Below are 25,610 nucleotides of genomic sequence, written 5' to 3' on the forward strand. Positions count from 1 at the left end.
ATATTTTATGCTATTGGTTTTTATCGCCCTATCGCAAATATAGATTGAAGTCTTGATTTTATTTAACCTATTGTATTTAAATAAAATTATCTCAAAGTCCAGAATCACATCAAATAAAGGCAAAGCCGCTTGCCGCCTAGCATAGAAGTTGTTTTATAATGTTAATACACAAGGTTATCCACAGAAATGGTGGATAACTCTTGAAGCCCTTAGGGCTCATGCTTTCTCGTCATGAGTAAAATTTGTTAAACATTGAATAAATGACAAAACGATGGCAGTTATATGAAAAAATTTTTACGTAGTATCCGTTTAAAAAAAGAGATTTTATCTGTTTTAGTTCGATCATCAGACTATTTCTACGGTAAAACTTGACAAAAAATAGGTTAAGAACGTTAAACAAGATCAACAAAGCATTTAACAATTGATCATTTATTAGAGGGGGAAATGGGCCTAAAACAATAATGTTAAGCCCTTTATTTATTTCACAATAACGTAAGATCCAAATATTGACCTAACGTGGATTCATTAAGTTGGGGCTGATAAGGTAAGATCCCTAAACAAGGTGAGTTAGTCATGCGTTTGAGTGTTGCAAGATATTCAGCTTGATAAATACCTGCGGGTTCAATTTCATTGGCAATCCAGCCGACCACAGATAAACCAGCGGTATTAATCGCCTCTAACGTTAATAATGCGTGATTAATGCAACCCAATTTCACGCCCACCACTAAAATAACAGGAAGTTGCTGTTCAATAACCCAATCTGCGTAGGTTTTTTCAGTGGATAATGGGGTATACCACCCGCCAGCCCCTTCAACCAACACCCAATCCCCTTTTTTCTGAACCTCTAACAACCCTTGATTAATAACCGAAAAATCAATAGGCTCTCCCACTTTTTCACTGATGATATGCGGTGAAGTAGGGGCTTCAAAAACAATGGGGTTGACTGATGAATACGGCAATTTCACTCGGCTATTCGCTTGTAATAATAAAGCATCGTTATTGCGCAGCCCTTCTGGTGTTTGTTCACTCCCTGAAGCAACAGGTTTATAACCGACAGTGTTAAACTTTTGAGCATTAGCGGCTTGCAATAAAGCGCAACTTGCCACGGTTTTTCCAACTTCAGTGTCCGTTCCTGTTACAAAATAAGTTTTAGTCACGATAGATGACTCCAAATACGGTTTGATAAGTTAACGGTAGCCCTTGATGAGCCATCGGATAAGCTAAAGCTAACTGCTGAAGGCGCTTACGAGTCATTAGCCCTGTTTGGCGTCCCTCGGTCAAATAGGTCGCTCCAATCCCTTTAAGTGAATTCAATAAACTAATTAAATCAGGGAAATACAGCGTATCTTTTTGAAAAGACAGCTCATGGCGCCATGTTTGGCAGCTCGAGGTGATAGCTTGTGGGCTCAAAAAGGTGTTCACATGAGAATATTCATCAAGCAGCTGCCAAGCTTTGGATAATTCATTAAGCGAATGCTCTGCGAGCGTCGTAAAAACAATCACACCACCACGCTTTGTCACTCTGTATAGCTCACTCAATGCACCATGTAAGTTTTCACACCATTGAATGGATAAATTGGAAAAAACCACATCAAACTGCGCTGAATGAGTCGGGATCGACTCTATATCAGCACACAAATATTCATCTGCTGCATTCTTACTTTTGGCGACATCTAACATGCCAGAAGATAAGTCCAGTGCAGTGACTGTATGACCTTGATGTTTCAGCTTTTGACTAAAAAAACCCGTACCACAACCCGCATCTAATACCCGTAAAGGCATGTTAACCTGCGCTGCAACGAGGGTCGATTTCAATTTATTGAGCAGTTGCTCTCCTGCTGTCTGCTGATAGTTAGCGATAGCATCGTATCTTGTCGCTGCTCGGCCAAATGCCGCCGCAATTTTTTGTTTGTCATGACAAATGATCGAAGTCATCTAAAGCCTCCAATAATTTATCAAGATCGTTTTGTTGATGTACTGCACTCAACGTGATCCTCAACCTTGCACTGCCTGGCGGAACTGTTGGTGGGCGGATCCCTTGAACCCAAATCCCTTTTTGGCGTAAAAATGCTGCAGCACGTTGGCATGTCTCATTATCACCAATTATTAAAGGTTGGATGGCTGTGGTTGAGTCAGCAAATTTCATTTGTTTAAAGTTGGCATTTTTCCTTAAGTATTCAATATTCTGCTGAAGAGTTTCACGCAGTTTATCTGCCAACTTAATCTGTTTAACCGCTTCTAATAATGCAACCGCCTGCGCGGGTGGCATAGACGTGCTGTAAATTAAATGGCGTGCTGATTGAACCAAGAAATCCGCGGTTTGGTCATCACAAAGCACGGCAGCTCCGCTTAAACCAAACGCTTTACCAAATGTCACCACCAAAATTTCAGGTTTAATGCCATAAGCCGAACAACTCCCTCTCCCTTGAAAGCCGCAAACACCAATACCATGAGCATCATCAACCATTAGCCACGCACTGTGTTTTTTTGCAATATCCTGCAAGGTATTCAGTGGGGCGCTATCCCCATCCATACTAAAAACCCCCTCGCTAATCACAAGGGTTTTCCCTGAAGCTCGCTTATTAATTAAATTTTCAAGAGAGGATGTATTGTTATGGTAAAAGCGTCTTAATTGAGCCCCTGAATGTATTGAGGCTTCTATAATAGATGCATGGCTGAGTTTATCGGCTAATATGCGGTCATTTGCTGTCATTAACGCCGTAATCACCGCATGGTTTGCTGCAAAACCGGAAATAAACAACAGTGCTTTTGAGTAACCCAACCACTGTGCCAGTTCACTTTCAAGTGCAACATGCGCTTGGGTATACCCAGTAATATGCCCTGAACCGCCACTCCCAATTCCATAGATATCTGCACCACGTTGCCATGCAGCAATAATCTCAGGATGGTGAGATAACCCTAAATAGTCATTAGACGAAAAATTTAGGTATTTTTCGCCATTTTGATATAGCTCTCTACCATCAGATCTTTCAATACATTGACGTTGACGCCAGATCGAGGCACGTTTGCGCTGTTCGATCTGATCTTGTAGGAAAGTTTGCCAGCTCATCATACTGCTGCATTATAAAACTTTGCGTTATCAGCGGTTAACAATGTTTCTGCCAATTTCGCAGCTTGCTGGTTATCCCCTTCATCCGTATCAATACGCTCTGGGTTAATATCCAGTTTCCTAAACAGTGCTAAATCTTTGTTTTCATCTGGATTAGGTGTGGTGAGTAACTTACAGCCATAGAAAACTGAGTTTGCCCCAGCCATAAAACAGAGCGCTTGAGTTTGCTCATTCATATACTCGCGACCTGCCGATAAACGTACATATGACGTCGGCATCATGATACGAGCCACTGCAATAGTACGAATAAAATCAAAGGCATCGACATCTTCATTGTCTGCCATTGGCGTGCCTTCCACTTTCATTAGCATATTAATTGGTACGCTTTCTGGTGGTTTTGGTAAATTGGCTAATTGCACCAGCAAAGCGGCACGGTCGCTAACTTTTTCACCTAAGCCTAAAATACCGCCTGAGCACACTTTTATCCCTGCATTTCGAACATTGCCCAAAGTATCCAAACGGTCTTGGTATGTTCTCGTCGTGATAATATTGCCGTAATATTCAGGGGATGTATCAAGGTTATGATTGTAATAGTCTAAACCCGCCTCAGCGAGGCGCTGGGCTTGGGAGTTATCAATCATCCCTAAAGTCATGCAGGTTTCCATCCCTAGGGATTTCACCTCTTTCACCATCATTTCAAGATAAGGCATATCACGCTCTTTTGGATTGCGCCACGCGGCCCCCATACAAAAACGCGTAGACCCGGCCTGCTTAGCTTTTTTTGCTGATTCAAGCACTTGCTGAACTTCCATCAAACGTTCGGTTTCTAAACCTGTTTTATAGCGAGCGCTCTGCGCACAATATTTGCAATCTTCGGGACATGCGCCTGTTTTAATAGACAACAAGGTACTGACTTGTACTTGCTGTGGGTCAAAATGTTGGCGATGTGTTTGTTGCGCCTGAAATAACAACTCAAAAAAAGGCATTGAAAACAGTTCATTAGCTTGTTTTATTGTCCACTGTTTTAATGTATTCATGGAGACACTCCAGTTGAAAAAATTGTTGCCAGTTTAAATATTGTGGTTATCATGTCAACTAAAATGATCTAAAAAAGTTTACAATGGGTAATGATGAATAGTCACGATATTGCTTTTGATAGCCAACACATTTGGCACCCTTATACCTCAATGAGTCACCCTATCCCAGCCTATCCAATCGTTGCAGCACACGGGGTTGAGCTCGAAATGGCAGATGGAAAAAAATTGATTGACGGGATGGCCTCGTGGTGGTCAGCGATTCATGGCTATAACCATCCTGAACTCAACCAAGCAGTCATAAGCCAATTAAATCAGATGTCTCATGTGATGTTCGGCGGAATAACCCACCCACCCGCAGTGAATTTATGCAGGCAGTTAGTCGCCATGACTCCTGATCCACTGGAGTGTGTATTTTTGGCCGATTCAGGATCTGTTGCCGTCGAAGTCGCGCTGAAAATGGCGCTGCAATATTGGCAAGCTAGAGGTGAAAAACGTCAACGAATTTTAACATTATGCCATGGATATCATGGAGATACCTTTGGTGCGATGGCGGTCTGTGACCCAGATAACTCCATGCATGGTCTGTATAAAGGCTATTTGCCACCGCATATCTTTGTGGATGCCCCACAATGTGGTTTTTATGATGAATGGAAGCCAAGTGATCTTGAGCCTTTAATTCGTGAATTAACTAAAAATCATCGTGAAATTGCAGCGATCATCTTAGAGCCGATCGTACAAGGCGCTGGTGGAATGCGTATCTATCACCCTGAGTATTTGAAAGGTGTGCGCCAGTTATGTAATGAATATGGGATCTTGCTCATTGCAGATGAAATCGCTACAGGTTTTGGGCGTACAGGAAAACTGTTTGCCTGCCATCACGCCAATATATCACCAGATATTATGTGCTTAGGTAAAGCATTAACAGGCGGTTATATGACGCTTTCAGCGACGCTCACAACACGCCACGTCGCAGAAACGATTAGCAACGGTGAAGCGGGTTGTTTTATGCATGGCCCGACCTTTATGGGTAACCCCCTAGCCTGTGCTGTCGCCGATGCAAGTCTAACTCTGTTGCTTAATAGCCCTTGGCAACAAACGATTGCCAATATTGAACAACAACTCAAAACCGAACTGCTGCCCTTAGCCTCACACTCTGCTGTTGCAGATGTGCGTGTACTTGGTGCTATTGGCGTGATTGAAATGAAGCAGCCTGTAAATACCGCCGCTTTACAAAAGGTGTTTGTGGAAAATGGCGTATGGGTACGCCCATTTGGCAAATTAATTTATATTATGCCACCGTATATCATCACCCCTGAGCAACTCACTAAGGTCACCGATACCATGGCCAAAGTCTTAGGGTAATCAATAAAATAAACTTAATGCTTTGTTTTTAAACAGATTTTTAAACAGATTTTTAAACAGATTTTTAAACAGATTTTTAAACAGATAATCTCCTAAATAATTTGAGTTATAGCAAGGCGGCAAACAAGGGTATCCCTAGGAGTATACATAAGTATGTGACTAGGGTACCCGCGTGAAGCCAACACAGCTATAACTCGAAGTATGACGGAGATTAAAGGATGAAAGACAGTACCCACATAGGGCCTTTACCTACAGAATAACGCCCCACCTCTGTTAACTTTCCAGTAATCCCGTCAATCTCTGACACTGAAATATGGTCGGATTTTTGCCCGCTGGAGATTAAAAAACGCCCAGTTGCATCGATATTAAAGCCCCTTGGGTGTACCTCGGTTGGGTAACGCGCCTCTAACGTGAGTTCGCAGCCATCATCAGAAATAATATAGTGGCTAATGTAGCTTTCTGAACGCTCACTGACATATAAATGGCGACCATTTGGCGTCACATGAATATCGGCAGCCCAACGTTGGCTTTCATTGCCTGCAGGGTAGTTTGCCAATGTTTGCATTGTACGATAACGGGTGAACTTACGGTAAACACCAATGGTTGAATCCAGTTCATTTACACAGTAAATGACTTTCTCCGTTGGATGGAATGCCAAATGGCGAGGGCCTGAATTTGGCGCGGTTGTTATTTGGTCAGCTGTTGCTTCCGTTAAATACCCTTTCTCATTCAGATCAAACAAGCGGATATGATCTTCCCCTAAACAAGGCACCCAAAGTTGCTGATTATCTGCATCGACATGAGATGAATGAGGGTTACGCAAGCCTTCAATCACTTGGATCACTTGACTCGGTACACCATCTTGATTCATCGATAACACAGATAAATTGTGTTGATGATAGGAAGGCACAAACAAGTATTTACCTGTATTATCAAGGGATAAGTGTACAGGTGTACCTGGTACTGATGTTTCTGCTTTTAAGCGTAACGTGCCTTTCGTTTCAATCTCATAGGTTACGACGCGAAAATTTGGGCGCACACCAATATACAGGTGCTTTTTATCATGGCTTAGCACCATTGGTTGCACCTGTCCTGGTGTTTTCACAGTTTGCAGAAGCGTCAACTCCCCCACTTCATTCATTGACCACACATGAATTTGCTGACTTTCGGGACTTGCAATATAAACAACCTGTTCCATCTGAACTCCTTAATTCATGACAAAAATGCTAAGCCGCATCGATAACCTAAATGTATTAGGTCACTATACCTTATATTTTTTAAATTACTGTGAGTAATTAACGCCAATGCCGCTATTACCTTAAACCAACATCGTTAAACTAAAACGGTTCAGTTCGTTACTATTATCAGCTATGATGATAAAATGACCTCATTCCTATAGCTCGCCTATAGGTCACTTCTAAAATCACGTGGAGCCGTTTATGTCATACCGCGTTATTGCGCTCGATCTCGATGGAACACTGCTTGATCATCAAAAGAAGATCCTGCCTGAATCGTTAGCTGTCCTACAAGAAGCCCGCCGCCAAGGCGTCAAAGTGATCATCGTGACAGGCCGTCACCATGTCGCCATTCACCCTTTTTACCAAGCGCTTGATCTGGATACTCCTGCTATTTGCTGTAACGGTACTTACCTTTATGACTATCTCGGGAAAAAAGTTCTCAAATCAAATCCAATGACCCTCGATTCAGTCACTCAAATGATTGATAAGTTACGCGGAACCGATATCCAACATTTAATGTATGTGGATAACGCGATGTTATATAACGCAAAAACTGAAGGTATTACGCGCACATTAAATTGGGCTGATTCATTACCCGCCGCACAACGTCCAACCATTGAGTTTGTTGAAGACTATGCGGATGTGATGCATAACTATGATTCTATTTGGAAATTTGCGGTTAGCTCACAAAATAAAGAGCAGTTACACCAAGTCGTCAACGAAATCGAAAATGATTTTGGCTTAGATTGTGAATGGTCTTGGATGGATCAGGTGGATGTGGGTCGTAAAGGAAATAGTAAAGGCCAACGTTTAAAAGAGTGGGTTGAATCCCAAGGTATGACAATGGAAAATGTTGTCGCTTTTGGTGATAATTTCAATGACTTAAGCATGCTTACCACCGCAGGCCTCGGCGTCGCAATGGGCAACGCTGTCGATGAAATCAAGCAGCAAGCCAAACTGGTCACTCGCGAAAATACCGAACCTGGTATCGCTGAAGTGATCCGCAAATACGTTTTATAATATTTAAACGTTTTTGTATAAAAAGAGAGAGCAATGCTCTCTTTTTATTTTTTAGGTCATTTCTGAAAATTAATCATCAAGAAGAAAACAACAAAAGCTTAAAAATAATAAATAATACTATTTTATTCTGCATCTTTATCGCCTCTGGGAAAAGAGAAGTATTTTAACCCATATCTTTATTATTTTTACTTATATTCCTCAATCTCCATTATTTTCAATCTTTTTATATTTGTATATTAATGCCTCTTTTTTTTAGATAATGCTTTTAGGACTCATAAATATAATAATTTAAAAATGCTAAAACATAATTCTTCTGTCAGAAAAATCATTAAAGAAATTGAATACATCGCCAACAATGCAATAAATCACGATGATTTCAATAAGGCACTAAAGTTAGTACAGAACTTTGGCCAACCACTCAAGTATAAAAATGGTATTTTGTATACCCTTGCTTCTTTGAGCTTTAGTGTTTTTCTCTGGGTGCTATATATCACCTATTATTCCGACTATGATAAAGCGTGGGGGGAATACCATTCCTATATCCTAGTTGCCAGTGCTGCCATAACTCTGATGTCCTTGTCTGTATGCTTATTTAGAAGATCCAGAATGAAGAAAATCAGTCACAAAATCTACACTGGTATTGCGTTGTTAGATTATGGGATTCATCCTCAGCCACTTAATTCAGGTATAGCGCATAATAACCTTGAAAATTTTGTCGAATTTAACCGAGGCAACTATTCACGGCAAATAATGTATGAATACCCCACACTTTCAGACACAGTACCAGCATTCAGTTTTTATAAATTTGAATTTGTTGATGAAGTTGAGACCGAAGAAACGACAACCGACAGCAAAGGTAACACGACAACAACGAAGAAAACCCGTTATGACCATTATTACCGTTATGGGATCATGACCGACTACTCATATTTTAAAAATATAGCAGTTATCTCAAGCGGTATCGTACCCCATGCAACAAAATATAAAGCTTCATCAATCGAATTCTCTAAATATTTCAAACTTGGTGCGATGAATGAGTTAGAATTATCTAAATGGTTAAAACCAACTATCGTTGAATTATTACTGAATGCACGAAATACATTTAAAAAGCTCAATATTGAAATAAACCAACAGGGTGTAATGTGTATTAGTTTCTCTGATGACGATGTTATTAGTGGAAAATATCATTATAATCTGGAAAGTATTTCTGAATTTTCTGATGAAATTAGTGAAAAAAATAAGTTACCGAAACTAGAGAAACTAATGACGCTACACCAAAATATCATAAAATATACTAATAATAATTTTTAAAATAAGGAAATCATCCATGAGTGGATTTTTAATTTTTATAGTCATCATCGCTATTGCTATACTCGCAACGATCCTCATCCACAACAGTATTATTCAAAAACACAATCGGCTTCGCCAATCTTGGGCTGATGTGATCACTCAAGAGCGTCAAAAAACACAAATTATTCCTAAAATTGAAGGTTTGGTAAAAGACCATAAAGAATATGAATCATCATTGCTCAATAGTTTAACTCAAATGCGTACCGCAGCCGCGAAATTAAACCGTTCAGCTAATGATGTAACACCTGACACATTAAAGGATTTTCAGTACGATTTTAAAAATGCGGTAAGTCATTTTAATGTCGCCGTAGAAAATTACCCTGATTTAAAGTCAATTCAACTTTATCGTGATTTGGCGAATGAAATCTCAGAACAAGAAGACAACGTAGGGGCTGCAATTCGTATATACAACAGTAATGTGGCAACCTTCAATACAGCCATAGAGGTTTTCCCTAACAGTTTGATTAACAATATAATGACAAAGAAAAACCCAGCCATGCCGTTTGATCATGAAGAGTCTGCGAATGCGATTGGATTTAAGCCCTCCTTTTGATTATGAATGTATCACTTTCAGTCAGCACGGATAACGAATAAATACCACCATCTTGGCCACATACTGTTGTATGTGGCTTTCTGTTAACCACATGATTTAAGATTATAAATGACGTGACAGCGACACAGCCTTAACTTGCGCATACACCTTGCGGCCTTTACGAATTGACAGCTCATCACGAGCCCAGCGCGTAATACGAGCCCACAAATAGTGCTCATCGCCTAAATCCAGTTTCACATCAATTTGCTCGCCATCTTCAATCCATTCAACCACTTCTGCAGAAAGAATATTACGAATACTGCTAATTGACGGTTTTTCTAGCACCAATGAAACATCAGAAGCATCGACACGAATACGTAATTCTGCACCTTGATGGCTATCAACCCGCGGGATCCATAACTTTTGACCACCGACAACCACTGCTGTCATATCGTAATCTGGATGCTGGCTATGCACTGTCGCACTGATGACACTACTTAATGTTTCTTTTTGTAGCCAAGGACGCAACGCACTGCTCGCCCATACTTCTTCAAGTGGCCCAAACGCTTTAACTTTCCCGTCTGCCATCACAATCACTTTATCCGCCAAGCGCAGGATTTCATCTAAACTATGGCTTACATACAGAATGGGAATTTTAACGTCTTGAGACAGTTTTTCTAAATAAGGCAATAACTCACGTTTACGCGGTAAGTCTAAAGAAGCCAGCGGCTCGTCCATCAATAAAATTTCAGGGGCCGTTAACAATGCACGACCAATAGCAACACGCTGTTTTTCCCCACCCGACAACGTTATCGGATAGCGATTAAGGAGTTGTTCAATACCCAATAACTCAACAATGTCATCAAAACGTGATTTCATTGTTGAGGCCATGCCATAACGCAAATTATTTTTGACACGATAATGCGGAAATAACCGAGCATCTTGGAACACATAGCCAATATGGCGTTGTTCAGGCGGCAAACAAATTTTCTTTTCGATATCCACTAAGGTGCGGCCATTTAACACTATGCGCCCTTTGTTGGGCTTCGTTAGCCCACCAATCACGTTAATTAAAGAGGTCTTGCCTGCCCCCGATAATCCAAAAACGGCAGTAATACTTTCAGTGGGTAGCTGGGTATTCACTTCTAATTGCAAATCCCCTAACTTTTGGAAAAAGTCGAGTTCTAACATCTTACGCTACCCCCAAACGTTTTTTACCCCAACGGGTTAGCCATTCTGAAATTAATAATGAAATCAAAGCTAAAACGATGGCAATAATACACAAACGGGCAGCATCAACTTCCGCACCAGGTGTTTCAATCAGGGTATACATAGCAAGGGGAATCGTTTGGGTTTCACCTGGTATATTAGACACGAAAGTAATAGTGGCACCAAATTCACCCAGAGAACGAGCGAAAGCCAGCACAGTACCCACGATAATACCCAGTAAAGAAAGAGGGATCGTGATCGTAAAAAAGACACGTAAAGGCGTTGCCCCTAGTGTTCTCGCGGCCTGTTCGAGTTTACGGTCTACCGCTTCGAGAGCCAAGCGAATAGCCCGCACCATTAAGGGGAAAGCCACCACCGCAGATGCAAGTGCTGCACCTCGCCAACTAAACGTGAAGCTAAAACCAAACCAGTTATACAGCCATTCACCAATAAAACCGCGTTTTCCCATGCTGATCAATAATAAATAGCCCACTACCACGGGTGGCAGCACCAGTGGTAGATGGATAATACTATCGAGCAGTGTTTTACCCGGGAAATTACAGCGAACCAATACCCAAGCCGTTAAAATACCGAGGGGTAAGCTGAGGATCACAGCGACACTGGATACTTTGAGGCTCAGGTAAATTGCTTCCCATTCATAAGGACTTAACATCTGCAACGAAACACTCTCTTAGTTTTTATTTAGTACGTGGATCAAAACCGTAACGTTTGAACACTTCAGAAGCCGCTGGGGTTTTCAGGTATTCGTAGTAGTCACGAGTCGCTTTATTGTCTTGATCTTTAACGATAGCCATTGGGTATTCAACAGGTTTATGTGAATCTGCAGGGAAAATACCCACCACTTTTACTTTTTGGCTTGCAACCGCATCAGAGCCGTACACAATACCTAAAGGTGCTTCTTGGCGTTCAACCAGTGCCATACCACTACGCACGTTATTGGTACGTGCTAATAATGGATCAACGGTTTCCCATGCCCCTAAGTTACCTAATGCTTCTTTCGCATAGATACCGACTGGCACGTGGTCAGGGTCACCAACTGCTAATCGGCCACCATCTAACAGTTTTTTCCAATCTGTTTGTTTGTTAATTTCGACTTTATCTATTTTTGAATCTTTTGGTGCGATTAATACTAGCTCATTACCTAATAAGGTGTAGCGTGTATTTTCGACCATTAATTTTTTATCGATAGCGTAATCCATCCACTGTTGGTCAGCAGAAATAAACAGATTAGCAGGTGCGCCTTGTTCAATTTGACGGGCTAATGTGGAAGACGATGCATAAGATGCCACCACTTCTACATTGGATTCTTTTTTGTATTGTTCTGAAATTTCATTCAGCGCGTTAGTTAAAGAAGCAGCAGCGAAAACGGTAATTTTATCAGCGGCAAAGCTGTTGCTTGCCATTGTTAACGTTAATGTTGCACTAGCAAGAAGAGATACCAAACCTTTTTTCATTTTAATCCACCATAGTATTAGTTAACACGCTATATATATCAGGACACAGCGATAACTTAAAGTTAAACTACGTATAAAAGTGTGCTGGCTCAAGAAATGATGCAACTTTACTGCATGTTATCCATAAATAATAAATCAGTCCCCACCATTTTTAGTTTTTGAAAAAATCGTTTTTGTATAGTTTACAACTTATTTCCCTTGTAACTTTATCGGCACAAATCGTACACATGTGAATTTTTCGTCAAATATTTGCAAGTAGATAAAAACAACGGAGAGACCATGGCCATTCAACCGACAACCCTTTCTCCATCTCAAACTCACTATATGGGTGGATTAACTATTGAGCAATTCCATGGGCTATTTGCAAAAGAAATTGTCCCTGAAACCTTAGAGTTTTTGGCTAGTTCTGCGAGTGATGGAAACTTGAATAGCATTGATTTACTACACAATATCGCTCTTCGACAAGATATAGAGGGAAGAAAAGCAGAGAATATCCTGTTTGATTTATTTAGCGGGAAACGATCTGGAAAGCAAGGTATCGATAAAGAAATACAAGAAACGAGTAAAGTCTTATATCAATCAACACATCATAAAGACGCTTTCATTAAACCATCTAAGTTACTGTATATCATTGGTTCAACAATAGAAAATCAGGCATCTAAGCGAGACACTGTGAATTTGCTTAAAGCGTGTTTACCTGAAGAAACCTTCTCTAAACCGTTAGAGGAATTAAACCCATGGAGTCATAACCGGATGACACAATCGGATGAAATCGACTCCGCAATTAAGGGGATTAATGTCTTATCAGAAGACATCACTATCAACCATGCTCTAGGCCTTTATGCTCCCGATCCACAACAAAGCAATACAAATCAATTGAACGACATCATCGCAGAAAAAATAATAAATGAGACATTTAATCAATATGAATTAATCCCCGTAAACACACATGAGCATTGGATTTTGTTGATGATTTATAAAGATTCATCAACCGATGAAATGAAAGCTTTGGTCTTTAACTCCTTCCATCCCCTCAGCTTGGATGTTCGTAATCAACTCATCAATTCTGCTGAATTAATGGGAGTAAACAATCCTGACGTCGTATTTATTGAAGGAAATCTTCAAAAGCATGTCCCAAACGGTTGTGGGCTTTTTGTTATCGAAGCTATTAAACAATTTGTAGATAATAATCAAAACGACCCTGTCGCTACACTACAAAAGTTTCACAATAATTTTTTGATGAGAACAGAAGAAGAACAAGAACAATTTAACCTTCACCGCCGTCGACAGTTATTTTCAAATTACTACGATAATAAATACCTATCATTAAGAGATTTCTCTTCAACATGAAAAACCCCCTGATTGCATTCGCAATCAGGGGGTCTATGATCAGTACGAGCGGTAATCGCTAAGGGTTACTTATTCTCAGTGTTATGATGCGGAACATGAGCTTTAGACAGTAAGTTAAAGAATGCGCCTAAGCCATAAATCAAGCCCATGATTAAAAACATCACAACTGGAACCATCATCAGAGCAAAACCTAAACTTTTAATGAGTTCTAACATAAAAAAGCCTCTTCAGTGATACTGTACCCACCAGCCTACAAGATACGCTGACGAGGGAAAATTCGACTCTCAATACATCTATTATAAATACAATGATTATAAATCAAATCAAAATAATAACGCATAATCACGTTATAATGCAGACTATTTTAGACAAAATATTATACTAACGACATACTAAACGTGCTTTTTAACTCTGTCACCACCAACCTAGCTGGAAGGGAGAAAAATATGCAGGCAGAAATCTTACTCACACTTAAGTTGCAGGGCAGCTTATTTGCTGATCCACGCCGTATCGCACTACTCAAACAAATTAAAGCGACCGGTTCTATCAGCCAAGGCGCTAAACTTGCAGGTATTAGTTATAAAAGTGCTTGGGATGCCATCAATGAGATGAACCAACTCACCGATGATATTCTGGTTGATCGCGCAACTGGCGGAAAAGGCGGTGGTGGCACCACATTAACACATTACGGCGAAAGACTGCTCCAGCTATATGATTTATTAGCACAAATTCAACAGAAAGCCTTTGATGTTCTCAAGGAAGATAATTTACCCCTTGATAGCCTACTTGCGGCAATTTCGCGCTTTTCACTGCAAACGAGTGCACGTAACCAGTTTTTCGGTACATTGATTGCTCGCGACCATACACATGTCCAACAACACGTTCAAATCCGTTTAGCGGATAACAGTACAGTGATCAATGCCGCACTGACTGAGCAAAGTGCTAACCGTTTAGGGTTAGTCGAAGGCAAAGAAGTGCTCGCATTAATTAAAGCGCCTTGGGTTAAGCTCAGCAAACAACCAAACCAAACCGAGTTCGATAACCGTCTTGAAGGCAAAATCACTACACTAGAACGTGGTAAAGATAATAGCGAAGTGATCGTCACACTAACAGGCGGTGAAACACTCTGTTCAACCCTGCCAAATAGTGATGTTGATGCTCTATCTTTGCAAGTTAACGATACGATCACTGCACTTTTCAATGCAGACCAAGTGATTGTCGCTACCCTTTGCTAAATAAATCAGCTTACTTGCTTGAAAAAGTAAGTAAGCATTCACCTTTTTCTCTCGCCCTCCTCGCTCAATTGTTGACTTTATCCTCAATCCTGATTATTCCTGTTAGATAACAAGGTAAATATTCATGATAAGGAAGCTTGATGAGCGCAATAACAATACAACATAGCAGCTTTAAGCTCAGTGAAACACAAACGCTTGATATTCCACAACTCAATATTAACAAAGGTGAAAGCTGGGCATTTATTGGTTCTAACGGCAGTGGTAAATCATCACTGGCTCGCGTTCTTTCCAACGAGCTCAAACCACTTTCTGGTGTTGTCAAAAATACCTTTAACGCCCCTGTCCGCCTTTCGTTTGAACAGCTACAAAAAATCATTAGTGAAGAGTGGCAACGTAATAATACCGACCTGCTCAGTGATGATGAGGAAGATACTGGTTATACCGCTGCTGAAATCATTCAATTTAACCATAAAGACAATGAATATTGCTTAGAACTCGCCGCACGATTCGGCATCCGTGACTTACTTTCTCGTCGTTTTAAATATCTTTCTACAGGGGAAACACGTAAAGTTCTGTTATGCCAGGCATTAATGGGTAATCCTGACCTACTGATTTTAGATGAGCCCTTTGATGGCTTAGACGTCTATTCGCGTAGCAACTTGAGCGAACTACTCTACAGTTTGTCTGAAAAAGGCCTAACGTTAGTTTTAGTATTAAACCGCTTTGATGAACTTCCAGATTATATTGAAAATATGGGCGTAGTAGCGGGTTGTAAATTAACGATGTCTGGTGATAGAGAGTCAGTACTTGCTAACACCCTAATCAGCCAGTTACAGCACAGTGAAAAAATTAAGCAGCTGTCCATTCCAGATACAGAAGACCCAACCAACGACGAAAGGCTGGATGATACAACCCCTCGTATCATTTTAAATAATGGTGTCATCAGTTATAACGACAAGCCCATTTTGCATGGATTAACTTGGCATGTTAACCCTGGTGAACACTGGCAAATTATTGGTGAAAATGGCGCGGGGAAATCCACCTTATTAAGCTTAATCACAGGTGATCATCCACAAGGCTATAGCAATGATTTAACTTTATTTGGCCGCCGCCGCGGCAGCGGAGAAACCATTTGGGACATTAAGCGCCACATCGGTTATGTGAGTAACAGTATTCACCAAGAGTATCGCGTCGCGACTAGTGTGCTCAATGTGATTATTTCTGGTTTCCATGATTCCATCGGTTTATACCAAACACCATCGGATCGCCAGATACAATTAGCGTATGAATGGTTAGCGTTGTTAGGGTTTCCGTCTCAAACCGCGCAACAACCTTTCCATAGCCTTTCATGGGGCCAACAACGGTTAGTTTTAATCGCGCGAGCACTTGTCAAACATCCAGCGATGCTCATTCTAGACGAACCATTGCAAGGGCTTGATGGACTGAATAGATTACTCGTTTTGCGCTTTATTGATGTGATGCTCAAGCAAGGTAATACCCAATTGCTATTTGTTACCCACCATCAGGAAGATGCGCCAGACTGTATAACTCATCGGTTAACCTTCGTTCCTGAGAGTGGGAAATATCGCTACGATATTGAAGAGGTTATCCGCAGCTAAAAAGTGTCAGTAATTTGGCAAATAAACCAAGTTGCTGATAGCTTTTCATAAAGTCGCAAGATGCTTTGCTTGATATCCATCATAAGAATATGTAAACAGTGATTTTATCGCTTGCTGTATCGATTCAATTAGAGTTAAATTTACTGTATCGACAAATTAATTAACCAAGAAAACAAATATCACTATTGGTGTCGTATTTGTTTTTCACATTGATAGGGATAAAAAACAAGTTGCTACTGGCGTTCAAGTTGACTATCCCTATAATGTAGGTCAGCAACAATTCATTTCTAATTAGAATGTACTGATAGGAGTTTTAGCTATGGCTGTAACTAAACTGGTTTTAGTAAGACACGGTGAAAGTGAGTGGAACAAAGAAAACCGCTTCACAGGTTGGACGGATGTTGAGTTATCTGATAAAGGCCGCGAAGAAGCAAAAGTTGCAGGCCAATTATTGAAAGATGAAGGCTTTGTCTTTGATTTTGCTTACACTTCTGTGCTGAAACGCGCTATCCATACTCTGTGGAACATTCTTGATCAAGTTGAGCAACAATGGCTGCCAGTTGAAAAAAGCTGGAAACTGAATGAGCGCCACTACGGTGCCCTGCAAGGTTTAGACAAATCAGAAACAGCGGCAAAATACGGTGACGAGCAAGTTAAACTGTGGCGCCGTGGCTTCGCCATCACTCCACCAGATCTGACTAAAGATGATGAGCGTTACCCAGGTCACGACCCACGTTATGCAAAACTATCAGAAAGCGAATTACCTGTGACTGAAAGCTTAGCAACCACTATCGACCGTGTTGTTCCTTATTGGGAAGAAGTAATTAAGCCACGCGTTGCAAGCGGTGAGAAAGTCATTATTGCTGCACACGGTAACTCACTGCGTGCACTGGTGAAATACTTGGATAACATGGGTGAAGATGAAATTCTGAACCTTAACATCCCAACTGCGGTACCTATGGTTTATGAGTTCGATGAAAACATGAAACCAATCAAACGTTACTACTTAGGTAACCAAGACGAAATCGCAGCAAAACAAGCTGCGGTAGCGAACCAAGGTAAAGCGAAGTAAGTATTCACTTTATATTACCGAGAAAGGGTTAAGCGCAAGCTTAGCCCTTTTTTATTATCCTTTGTTCTCCTTCCTACAAAAATTACCAACTCAAGGTGTCAGAAATTCAAATAACCGACTATCATAGGGAAAATTTTTTGAAAGGTTGATAAAACAACGAAATGAATAAATTTAATATCTATGTTTGGGTTGGCCTGGTGCTCAGCGCCAGTATTTTAGGTTCACTTCTGTATATGATCAATGCAGGCGAACTGGTTATTGATGGTTCAAATGGTGCCGCCAATCATGAACTGATGAAAACCTTAATGATCATTGCTTGTGTCAGCTTTCCAATCCAAATTGTTAGCATGATGGTGATGGCTTATAAGCCCAAATTATCAATCGTTCTCGCTATCATTAGTAGTGTAGCCTTAATGCCAATCACCATTGTTTTTGCCATGGGAATGATTTTTTCTGCCACACGCTGGCGTTATCGTCAATTAGAGCCATTTGATACCAGCCTTAATGTCGGCTTTACTGAGAAGGTTGAATTTAATAAACGTAATAACCGCATTGTTGTGATTTCCCTTGGGATCATCAGCATTGCCTTTATTTTATTGAGCCAAAGTTTGGGGATGTTTTTATTTGTTCTGACCATTTTTCTTGGTTACTTTGGTAAAAAAGCAAGTGATAACCTCTATTTAGCTGTTAAAGACGCGCAGTTTTATATTCGCCCAAATATTTTTGCGCATTGTTATCGCATTCCACTAAAAAACGTTACTTATGTGAAAGGTGAGAAAGGGAAAGTGTTCTTTGATATTCAAACCTCAGAGGGGCCATTGCAATTAACTGCGACACCAGCAAATGCTACACCTGAAGAACAAGCTAATTTAAAAGCATTTCTCGAAAAGATCCCAAAAAATCAATAAAAAACAACAAGTCATGGTCAGCAAACAAGCCGACCATGATTCACTTAATTTACTTGAGGCACCATTGGCATAAATGGTTTAATGGGCTCTACTTTTATTGCAGCATCATTAATAGCATGAGCATCTAGAACCTTAAACCCTGCAAGAGACAGCGTTAATTGTTCTGTAACATCATTTGTTGTAAGTTCAAATACATTTAAAATATTTACATTTTTATCTTGTAAGCTAATGCCTGCTTGTTCAAAATAAACTTTAAGTTCGCTATTTTTTTCTAATAATATCTTACTGTATTCTTTATAGTCTTCAATCTCAGCCTTTATATCACTAGTTTTATCTTTATCTAATTCATTATTTCCCAAATTATTATTAAGATTAACAACTTCATCCTCAAAATATTTTATATACTCTTCATTTCCTTTAAACTCTCGAATATAATTATAACCATCATAGCTTTTATTGTTTTCATAAAAGCAATTTTTATAATATAAGCTATCAATGGAGTTTTTCGTTTGATTTATTTTATTATTTAATTCATAGCTACTCTCATTGAAATCTTGAAATATTGACTGAAACTCATTTTTTCCTCCATTAAGATTAGCAATATCATCCAGACTAATTTGCGGTGCTAATTTTAGCGTGTTTTTTAATATATCTTTTTTATCTGAGATAAATTTTTCAAATACTTTAATATCGTTAGGTGATTTCTGATATGCTTCAATTTTAACTAATAACATATCTAACTCTTCAATTTGTTCTTGCAACGTTGGTACAAAAGAATTCAATTCATATTGAAACCTTAACATAAGGATAATATCTTCATACTTAATATCATCATAATCATCAGATTTTTCATTCAAAAAATTTTGAAGCTTCTTACTATTTAAAGCTATTTCTTTTTTATATTTATTATACTCATCAATTAGCCCAACCACTTCTGCATGCAAATCGTTCGCTATTCTCATTGTATTTATTTTATAATTAGCATTACTATATTCATTATATCTCATTTTAAATTCCTTTTAAATTTACATTTTAAAAGCCATCTAGCGGAAAATTAAAAATACGCCATAAAACTAAGAATGACAAATTTAGTTTTAGTATAATATAAAAACAAAAAAATGATGATAATGATAATTAAGTAAACTAAGAGGTTTTATGAATAAATAATAAAAAGACCTATTACAATAATATGAATAGGTCTTTATTGAATCTTATTGAATAACTTATTTATTTCGACGCGCTATCACAGCTTCTGATAACTGGCGTAATACTTTTTCTGTATCATCCCAACCAATACACGCATCTGTCACACTTTGTCCGTAAACTAAAGGCTGGCCAGATTCTAAATCTTGATTACCTTCAACTAAATTACTTTCAATCATGACACCGCTGATTGTGTACGTGCCGCCACGAATCTGTTCACAAACATCAAGAGCAACTTCCATCTGCTTTTCAAATTTCTTGCAGCTATTGGCGTGACTAAAGTCAATCATAATGTTTGGAGCAAGTTCAGCCTTAACTAAACTTTCTTTAACCGCTTTGACATGCTCCGCACTATAGTTTGGTTCTTTTCCACCACGTAAAATGATATGGCAATCTGGATTCCCGCTGGTATTAACAATAGCCGAATGTCCCCATTTAGTGACGGACAAAAAACTATGTGCTGAACGTGCTGAGTTGATGGCGTCAATCGCAATTTTAATCGTGCCATCAGTTCCATTTTTGAAGCCCACAGGACAGGATAATCCAGAAGCAAGCTCACGATGAACCTGTGATTCTGTTGTTCTTGCTCCGATTGCCCCCCAACTCATCAAATCTGCCACGTACTGCGGAGTTATCATATCTAAAAATTCTCCTGCCGTCGGCAAGCCTTGACTATTAATTGTTAATAATAACTCACGTGCGATGCGCAAGCCTTCATTAATATCAAAACTACGATCCATATGTGGATCATTGATTAGCCCTTTCCAACCAACTGTGGTACGCGGTTTTTCAAAATAAACACGCATAACGATTTCTAAGGAGTCTTTTAACTCATCACGTAGTTTTTTTAAGCGCTCAGCATATTCTAGTGCAGCTTTTGTGTCATGAATTGAGCAAGGGCCAATAATAACAACTAAGCGGTCATCATCCCCTTCTAGGATATTATGAATAGCAAGGCGTGCTTCATGAACGGTAAACGCAGCTTTATCGGTTGCTGGAAATTTTTCAAGCAGAGCAATAGGGGGTAATAATTCTTTTATTTGTTTAATTCTGACGTCATCGTTCTGATAGTTCATACCTGTATATCCAATGTTTATTATTTTTTACTGTTGTTGATTTGCATACCTAATTTATCCCAAGCTAGAGCACAAAATAGACCTATGAGCTCGCTCACTGCACTTAAAAGATGAATTGATAACTTAAAAGATAATCGGCATCGAATTTTTAATCTAACCGTTCAGCGAACATCTGTAAACAGCTTAGCGCATACAGAAACAAGGGATTTATCTACGGCTGATTATAAAATGAGGAGAAATATGAATATTTAGCACAATAAGTAGGATCAATTCGCATTTTACAGCGTTAAAAATAAGTAAAACGGCTAAATAACGAGGATATTACTTTAGCCGTTTTCTGTTTTTTTTCAGGTTATGGACGAGATAAAGGCGATGAACCATTATCTTTTGCTGATTTTATCCAAAGTCGGGCGCCATTTAAGGCTATACCCAGCAAAATAAGGTATTCCAACGACATCGCGTATACCCCTTGGATAAAGAAAATCACAATGCTTATCACATTAATGATCACCCATAATAACCAGTTTTCAACGTACTTACGCGTCATTAAGATCATCGCCACCACAGAAAGAATGGTCATTGTCGAATCCCAGAACGGAAATGCATCAGGCTCTATGGTTGGCATCGCCAAATTGGCACCAAGCATATTCAAGATCTCAACCGCCCAAGTCGCAAGCACACCAAATACCACATCAATATTAAAAGTCAGATAGAGAATTGCTAATACCGAAAGCACTAGGGTGACAGAAGCTTTTGGTAGGCTTAACCAGCGGATCTTTAATTCCGCTTGTTGAGAGCTATTCACACGGCTCCATGCATACCAACCATAAATATTAGCGACAAAGAAAAATATCTGTAAAAGTAAATTCGCATACAATTGAATCTGAAAGAAAATGACAGCAAATAGAGAAACGTTAATTAAACCAAACAGGTAATTAATCGTTTTCTCTAAACTTGCCAATAAGATGCAAAGCAAGCCTGCTATTGTCCCGACGGCTTCAATATACGATAAATCATACACGGAACCCCATAGAGGAATTTGTACTAACGTATTGGCTGTACTAAAAAAATCCATCCCGAAATCCTTTTAAAGGTTAGTCAATATTATATTGCTCAGTATTGCATTTAAATTATGCGGGTTATTTTAGACTCTGTGCAAAATTTAACATTTTATTCAGCGGTAATAACGCTTTTTTACGTAAATCATCACTAACATGTATTTGATGACTCTGTGAATTCCCTTCTAATGCCTCTGCAATCGCTTTTAAGCCATTCATCGCCATCCAAGGACAATGAGCACATGTTCGACATGTTGCCCCCTCTCCTGCGGTTGGCGCAATATATAGGGCTTTTTCAGGGCAAGCCTGCTGCATTTTATAAAAAATCCCTTTATCCGTTGCCACAATCATGGATGGATTAGGTAAATCTTGTGCTGCTTTAATTAATTGACTTGTGGAGCCTACTGCATCGGCAAGATCAACAATGGCTTGAGGTGATTCAGGATGAACCAACACGGCAGCTTCAGGATAAAGCGCCTTCATTTTTTCCAAGGACTGTGTTTTAAATTCATCATGTACAATACATGCGCCTTCCCAGCACAGAATATCTGCGCCAGTTTGCTGCTGTACATAACGCCCAAGATGGCGATCGGGTGCCCAAATAATTTTTTCACCTAAGCTATCAAGGTGTTCTATTAACTCAACGGCAATACTGGAGGTCACAACCCAATCTGCACGGGCTTTTACCGCAGCTGACGTATTGGCGTACACCACCACTGTTCTATCTGGATGAGCATCACAAAAGCGAATAAATTCGTCTTCTGGACAACCAATATCAAGGGAGCATTGAGCGTCCAATGTTGGCATCAAAACGTTTTTTTCTGGGCTGAGTATTTTGGCGGTTTCACCCATAAATTTTACGCCAGCAACCACCAATGTTGATGCAGAATGTTTAGCGCCGAAACGTGCCATTTCTAACGAGTCTGCGACGCACCCACCAGTCTCTTCTGCTAGTGCTTGAATTTCAGGATCGGTATAGTAGTGTGCAACGATAACGGCATTTTTTTCAATCAGTAATGATTTAATCTGCTCACGATAAAACGCTTTTTCATCCGAGCTTAATATCGCAGGTTTCGGTGGGAATGGGTAAACTGACTGTTCAAAATCGATAAACACGCTCATTTCTTGCCCCTGTTTAGCATAAATCGATTTTATGACTTTAATTAAGTTTAAAACCGAAAAATAAAGCAATTTTGTTTTATATACTAAACAAGATACTCCACTTCGTTCAAGATGTCTCCACTCATTTTACTTATTGAGCATCATTTTTCACCGTTATCCATTTTTCTTAACGGATTTTTATACATAAAAACGAAAGATGACCACTCTTTGATTGATAGCTAGCTGTTTAATGAACGGAGCATCTGTACATACAAAATAGAACAAGTTAACGTTGTAGGTGCATCGAATAAACAATGGCTATCTGCCTACTTCTAGTATAGGCAGATAGAATATTAATATATTGGCATCGGCGGTAAAATTGATGTTATAACATCAAAATAGCTTACTGCCTGAAAGGACAAGGGCTGCCCACGTAAAAAACCTACCATACTCTCTGCTAAATGACCATCATCACTACGCCGTTCCAGTTTTATATTATCTTGATTACTGACTCCTTCTTTTTTATTCATATCATTTTGCATTAACTTATCACTCAATATATCATCTTTTTGTTTATTATCTGTAACAGTGTCAACGTTATCATTTTCAGGATTATTAATATCATCACCCACGTCTAATGCATCATCATGTTGTAAATAATCTATTGCATAAGATACATCATGTGCTGCATACCTTAAATCAGCGACAGAAGAGTGAAAAGTTAGTGTATATTCTTTAGCATCTATAACTAACTGGCTAATATTATAATCAAATTTGAATAACAGCCTATTAAATTGAGAACCAATGAATGGATAATTACGTATACTATTTGCTAAATTAGTATAATCCTCTGCAATATTGGGTGTAATATTTTTTATCTCTGATGGGTTTTCAATGTAAAACCTCAGTTCATCTTGTAGTTTCTGGTATTTATCTAGCGCCCCCTTAACGATATGAATATAATCTTTAATTCTATTTATATAGTTTTTAGACTGAATATATTCCACATAGGTTAGTTGTATTTTGTTTTGATAACTATTTTCATCAAATATATTCTGATGCTTAGATTCAATTATTAATATTTCTTCAGTTAATGAATCCACCCCTAAATAAAGCCTTCTAATTTTTTCATTTATGTACTGGTAATTCTTCTTTAAATCTAAAAAATATTTTTTCCCTTCCAATTTATTCACTTCCATTTTAATTTCCTTTAAAAAAATGAATAATAATTTCATAAGAAATAAAATACAAATTTTATTTTAATATAAAAAAGAAAAAATAATAATTTCAAAATATAAGCATAATAACTCAAGATACATTCATAAAAATGGAAATTACATTAAATTTTCCATCACTGTTCTATTTTTCCTTGGTTACCGATTTTTAACATAATGTACTATTAGTTGCTAACATCACTAAGTTCCGACGCTTTTCACTCACTTGTAAAGAAATTTTGTCATTTAGGTGCACTTTTCATGCTTTTTACATTTGATCCTTCGCTTTTCTGTCCCTTTATCGGTATCTTAGCGCATCCTGTTATATTGAATAGGCCAGTTATGGAATCACCTGCATCGTTAATAAATAAAATAATTTCTATTTCACTACTCGACCCGAGAATTGAATCCGTGGTATTAACAGGTTCGCGAGGTCGGGAGCAAGATATCGACAGTTATTCCGATATTGATATCGAATTAATCGGCCATGGCGTGACAGAACTCTTTCAACAAAAGCATTGGATTGATAACTTTGGCAAACCACTCGCTGCACTTCATTTACTTAACTTGGAAGATGATGCCCCTGATTGGCCAACCTGCTTAGTCATCTATGAAGAAGGCCGAAAAGTGGATTTTACTTTCGCAGAGCCTGAACGCCTAGAGAAAATGAAGCGTGAGGGGTTAGATGCCACATTTTCACGGGGCTTTGCTGTTTTATTAGATAAAACGGGGATCACTAATAGTCTACCTGAAAATGCCAATCCAACCTCTTTAATACCCATCCCCTTGAGCGCCTGTGAATTTGCTGAGATTGTTACCGATTTTTGGCATGAAGCCCACCAAGTGGCGATTGCATTAACACGTGATGAGTTATGGGTGGCGTGGTCACGAAGCGCAGATATGAAGCAGTATTTTCTGACGCTGATTGAGCATCTGGTTTCTATCCAAGGTGAGCATGTTTGGTATAAGGGCCGTAAGTACCATGAATGGATGCCATTAAAATATATTCAAGCGCTAGAAATCATTTTTAATTGCGGTACAGCAGAGAAAGCGGCGTTATCATTACAGTGTTTAATGCGCTGTTTTGCTGAAGTTAGTGTAAGTCTCGCGAAATTACAGAGTTATGACGATATGCGTGATATGGCTGAAAAAATGCAAGAGTTAGTGATTGGTTTTTTATTGGACAACGGATTGTTACCAGAAAAGTAGTCATTTTTAAATAAGGCACTGCAAGGGAATGCGGCGTTTTTGATTAGGTCAGTATTTTCTGAACCTGCAACCAGCTTGTCGAAGTATGGAAACCGATTGAATATTGACTTGAATGTGTGATGGATACTGTGATGTGTGACTTGAGATGGTGGGTCGTGCAGGATTTAAATCCTTCGGATTTAGCCTTCGGCCTGAACCTGCAACCAGCTTGTCGAGGTATGGAAACTGATTGAATATCGACTTGAATGCGTGTTGGATACTGCGATGTGTGG

The 25,610-nt window shown here is 39.2% G+C and carries 24 protein-coding genes; 10 read left to right on the forward strand and 14 right to left on the reverse strand.

Going from position 1 to position 25,610, the window contains the following annotated elements:
• Positions 1 to 482: 482 nt before the first annotated feature.
• From bioD to bioB, 4 genes are read right to left on the reverse strand one after another with little or no spacing between them, the layout of a single operon-like run.
• On the reverse strand, positions 483 to 1,157 hold the full coding sequence (gene bioD, locus PR808_RS04870) for a dethiobiotin synthase (protein ID WP_272538827.1): 675 nt from the start codon (positions 1,155 to 1,157) through the stop codon (positions 483 to 485).
• Positions 1,150 to 1,935, reverse strand: a complete 786-nt coding sequence (bioC, locus tag PR808_RS04875; RefSeq protein ID WP_206085332.1) for a malonyl-ACP O-methyltransferase BioC — start codon at positions 1,933 to 1,935, stop codon at positions 1,150 to 1,152. The genes bioD and bioC overlap by 8 nt, the downstream gene beginning before the upstream one ends.
• The gene (gene bioF, locus PR808_RS04880; protein ID WP_272538841.1) at positions 1,913 to 3,070 is read right to left on the reverse strand and encodes an 8-amino-7-oxononanoate synthase; all 1,158 of its coding nucleotides are present in this window, start codon (positions 3,068 to 3,070) and stop codon (positions 1,913 to 1,915) included. The genes bioC and bioF overlap by 23 nt, the downstream gene beginning before the upstream one ends.
• A complete protein-coding gene (bioB, locus tag PR808_RS04885; protein ID WP_206085330.1) occupies positions 3,070 to 4,107 on the reverse strand; it encodes a biotin synthase BioB in 1,038 nt (345 codons plus the stop codon). Before bioB ends, bioF begins: the two co-directional genes overlap by 1 nt.
• Positions 4,108 to 4,200: 93 nt before the next feature.
• On the opposite strand from bioB, the gene bioA reads away from it, so the two are divergent.
• Positions 4,201 to 5,469 carry an adenosylmethionine--8-amino-7-oxononanoate transaminase gene (gene bioA, locus PR808_RS04890; protein ID WP_272538828.1) on the forward strand — a complete coding sequence of 423 codons (1,269 nt, stop codon included), beginning with the start codon at positions 4,201 to 4,203 and terminating at the stop codon, positions 5,467 to 5,469.
• A 211-nt stretch (positions 5,470 to 5,680) separates the two neighbouring features.
• On the opposite strand, the gene pgl is transcribed toward bioA, so the two are convergent.
• Positions 5,681 to 6,667, reverse strand: a complete 987-nt coding sequence (gene pgl, locus PR808_RS04895) for a 6-phosphogluconolactonase (RefSeq protein WP_206085328.1) — start codon at positions 6,665 to 6,667, stop codon at positions 5,681 to 5,683.
• Positions 6,668 to 6,908: 241 nt separating this feature from the next.
• On the opposite strand from pgl, the gene PR808_RS04900 reads away from it, so the two are divergent.
• The 3 genes from PR808_RS04900 (at position 6,909) to PR808_RS04910 (ending at position 9,630) form a co-directional block, all read left to right on the forward strand.
• The gene (locus tag PR808_RS04900) at positions 6,909 to 7,727 is read left to right on the forward strand and encodes a pyridoxal phosphatase (RefSeq protein ID WP_206085327.1); all 819 of its coding nucleotides are present in this window, start codon (positions 6,909 to 6,911) and stop codon (positions 7,725 to 7,727) included.
• Positions 7,728 to 8,333: 606 nt separating this feature from the next.
• Positions 8,334 to 9,038 (forward strand): hypothetical protein, encoded by a 705-nt coding sequence (locus tag PR808_RS04905; protein ID WP_272538829.1) that lies wholly within the window; start codon positions 8,334 to 8,336, stop codon positions 9,036 to 9,038.
• A gap of 16 nt (positions 9,039 to 9,054) precedes the next feature.
• Positions 9,055 to 9,630, forward strand: a complete 576-nt coding sequence (locus tag PR808_RS04910) for a LemA family protein (RefSeq protein WP_272538830.1) — start codon at positions 9,055 to 9,057, stop codon at positions 9,628 to 9,630.
• A 102-nt stretch (positions 9,631 to 9,732) separates the two neighbouring features.
• Here PR808_RS04910 and modC read toward each other — a convergent pair whose 3' ends face one another.
• From modC to modA, 3 genes are read right to left on the reverse strand one after another with little or no spacing between them, the layout of a single operon-like run.
• Positions 9,733 to 10,800 carry a molybdenum ABC transporter ATP-binding protein ModC gene (gene modC / locus PR808_RS04915; RefSeq protein WP_206085324.1) on the reverse strand — a complete coding sequence of 356 codons (1,068 nt, stop codon included), beginning with the start codon at positions 10,798 to 10,800 and terminating at the stop codon, positions 9,733 to 9,735.
• 1 nt (position 10,801) lies between these two features.
• Positions 10,802 to 11,491 (reverse strand): molybdate ABC transporter permease subunit, encoded by a 690-nt coding sequence (gene modB, locus PR808_RS04920; RefSeq protein WP_272538831.1) that lies wholly within the window; start codon positions 11,489 to 11,491, stop codon positions 10,802 to 10,804.
• A 25-nt stretch (positions 11,492 to 11,516) separates the two neighbouring features.
• A complete protein-coding gene (modA, locus tag PR808_RS04925) occupies positions 11,517 to 12,299 on the reverse strand; it encodes a molybdate ABC transporter substrate-binding protein (RefSeq protein ID WP_272538842.1) in 783 nt (260 codons plus the stop codon).
• A gap of 273 nt (positions 12,300 to 12,572) precedes the next feature.
• Here modA and PR808_RS04930 point away from each other — a divergent pair, with 273 nt between their 5' ends.
• The gene (locus tag PR808_RS04930) at positions 12,573 to 13,643 is read left to right on the forward strand and encodes an ElaD/SseL family deubiquitinase (RefSeq protein WP_206085322.1); all 1,071 of its coding nucleotides are present in this window, start codon (positions 12,573 to 12,575) and stop codon (positions 13,641 to 13,643) included.
• 65 nt (positions 13,644 to 13,708) lie between these two features.
• Here the strand turns inward: PR808_RS04930 and PR808_RS04935 are convergent, their stop codons facing one another.
• On the reverse strand, positions 13,709 to 13,858 hold the full coding sequence (locus tag PR808_RS04935) for an AcrZ family multidrug efflux pump-associated protein (RefSeq protein ID WP_206085321.1): 150 nt from the start codon (positions 13,856 to 13,858) through the stop codon (positions 13,709 to 13,711).
• Positions 13,859 to 14,089: 231 nt separating this feature from the next.
• Between PR808_RS04935 and modE the strand changes: the two genes are divergently transcribed.
• The 4 genes from modE to PR808_RS04955 all read left to right on the forward strand — a co-directional run bounded on the left by modE (position 14,090) and on the right by PR808_RS04955 (position 18,477).
• Positions 14,090 to 14,878, forward strand: a complete 789-nt coding sequence (gene modE / locus PR808_RS04940) for a molybdenum-dependent transcriptional regulator (protein ID WP_206085320.1) — start codon at positions 14,090 to 14,092, stop codon at positions 14,876 to 14,878.
• 140 nt (positions 14,879 to 15,018) lie between these two features.
• Positions 15,019 to 16,497: a molybdate ABC transporter ATP-binding protein ModF gene (gene modF, locus PR808_RS04945; RefSeq protein WP_272538832.1), complete on the forward strand. Its 1,479-nt coding sequence runs from the start codon at positions 15,019 to 15,021 to the stop codon at positions 16,495 to 16,497.
• A gap of 319 nt (positions 16,498 to 16,816) precedes the next feature.
• Positions 16,817 to 17,569 carry a 2,3-diphosphoglycerate-dependent phosphoglycerate mutase gene (gpmA, locus tag PR808_RS04950; protein ID WP_206085318.1) on the forward strand — a complete coding sequence of 251 codons (753 nt, stop codon included), beginning with the start codon at positions 16,817 to 16,819 and terminating at the stop codon, positions 17,567 to 17,569.
• Between the two features lie 161 nt (positions 17,570 to 17,730).
• The gene (locus PR808_RS04955) at positions 17,731 to 18,477 is read left to right on the forward strand and encodes a hypothetical protein (RefSeq protein WP_272538833.1); all 747 of its coding nucleotides are present in this window, start codon (positions 17,731 to 17,733) and stop codon (positions 18,475 to 18,477) included.
• A 44-nt stretch (positions 18,478 to 18,521) separates the two neighbouring features.
• Here the strand turns inward: PR808_RS04955 and PR808_RS04960 are convergent, their stop codons facing one another.
• From PR808_RS04960 to PR808_RS04980, 5 genes are all read right to left on the reverse strand, one after another.
• Positions 18,522 to 19,484: a hypothetical protein gene (locus PR808_RS04960; RefSeq protein WP_272538834.1), complete on the reverse strand. Its 963-nt coding sequence runs from the start codon at positions 19,482 to 19,484 to the stop codon at positions 18,522 to 18,524.
• 216 nt (positions 19,485 to 19,700) lie between these two features.
• Positions 19,701 to 20,756, reverse strand: a complete 1,056-nt coding sequence (gene aroG / locus PR808_RS04965) for a 3-deoxy-7-phosphoheptulonate synthase AroG (protein ID WP_272538835.1) — start codon at positions 20,754 to 20,756, stop codon at positions 19,701 to 19,703.
• 352 nt (positions 20,757 to 21,108) lie between these two features.
• A complete protein-coding gene (pnuC, locus tag PR808_RS04970) occupies positions 21,109 to 21,831 on the reverse strand; it encodes a nicotinamide riboside transporter PnuC (RefSeq protein ID WP_272538836.1) in 723 nt (240 codons plus the stop codon).
• Between the two features lie 64 nt (positions 21,832 to 21,895).
• Positions 21,896 to 22,936, reverse strand: a complete 1,041-nt coding sequence (gene nadA, locus PR808_RS04975) for a quinolinate synthase NadA (RefSeq protein ID WP_272538837.1) — start codon at positions 22,934 to 22,936, stop codon at positions 21,896 to 21,898.
• Positions 22,937 to 23,268: 332 nt separating this feature from the next.
• Positions 23,269 to 24,114 (reverse strand): hypothetical protein, encoded by an 846-nt coding sequence (locus PR808_RS04980; RefSeq protein WP_272538838.1) that lies wholly within the window; start codon positions 24,112 to 24,114, stop codon positions 23,269 to 23,271.
• Positions 24,115 to 24,390: 276 nt separating this feature from the next.
• On the opposite strand from PR808_RS04980, the gene PR808_RS04985 reads away from it, so the two are divergent.
• The gene (locus tag PR808_RS04985; RefSeq protein ID WP_272538839.1) at positions 24,391 to 25,338 is read left to right on the forward strand and encodes an aminoglycoside 6-adenylyltransferase; all 948 of its coding nucleotides are present in this window, start codon (positions 24,391 to 24,393) and stop codon (positions 25,336 to 25,338) included.
• Positions 25,339 to 25,610: the final 272 nt, after the last annotated feature.

Source organism: Providencia sp. PROV197, from assembly GCF_028479625.1.
Classification (GTDB): Bacteria; Pseudomonadota; Gammaproteobacteria; order Enterobacterales; family Enterobacteriaceae; genus Providencia; species Providencia vermicola.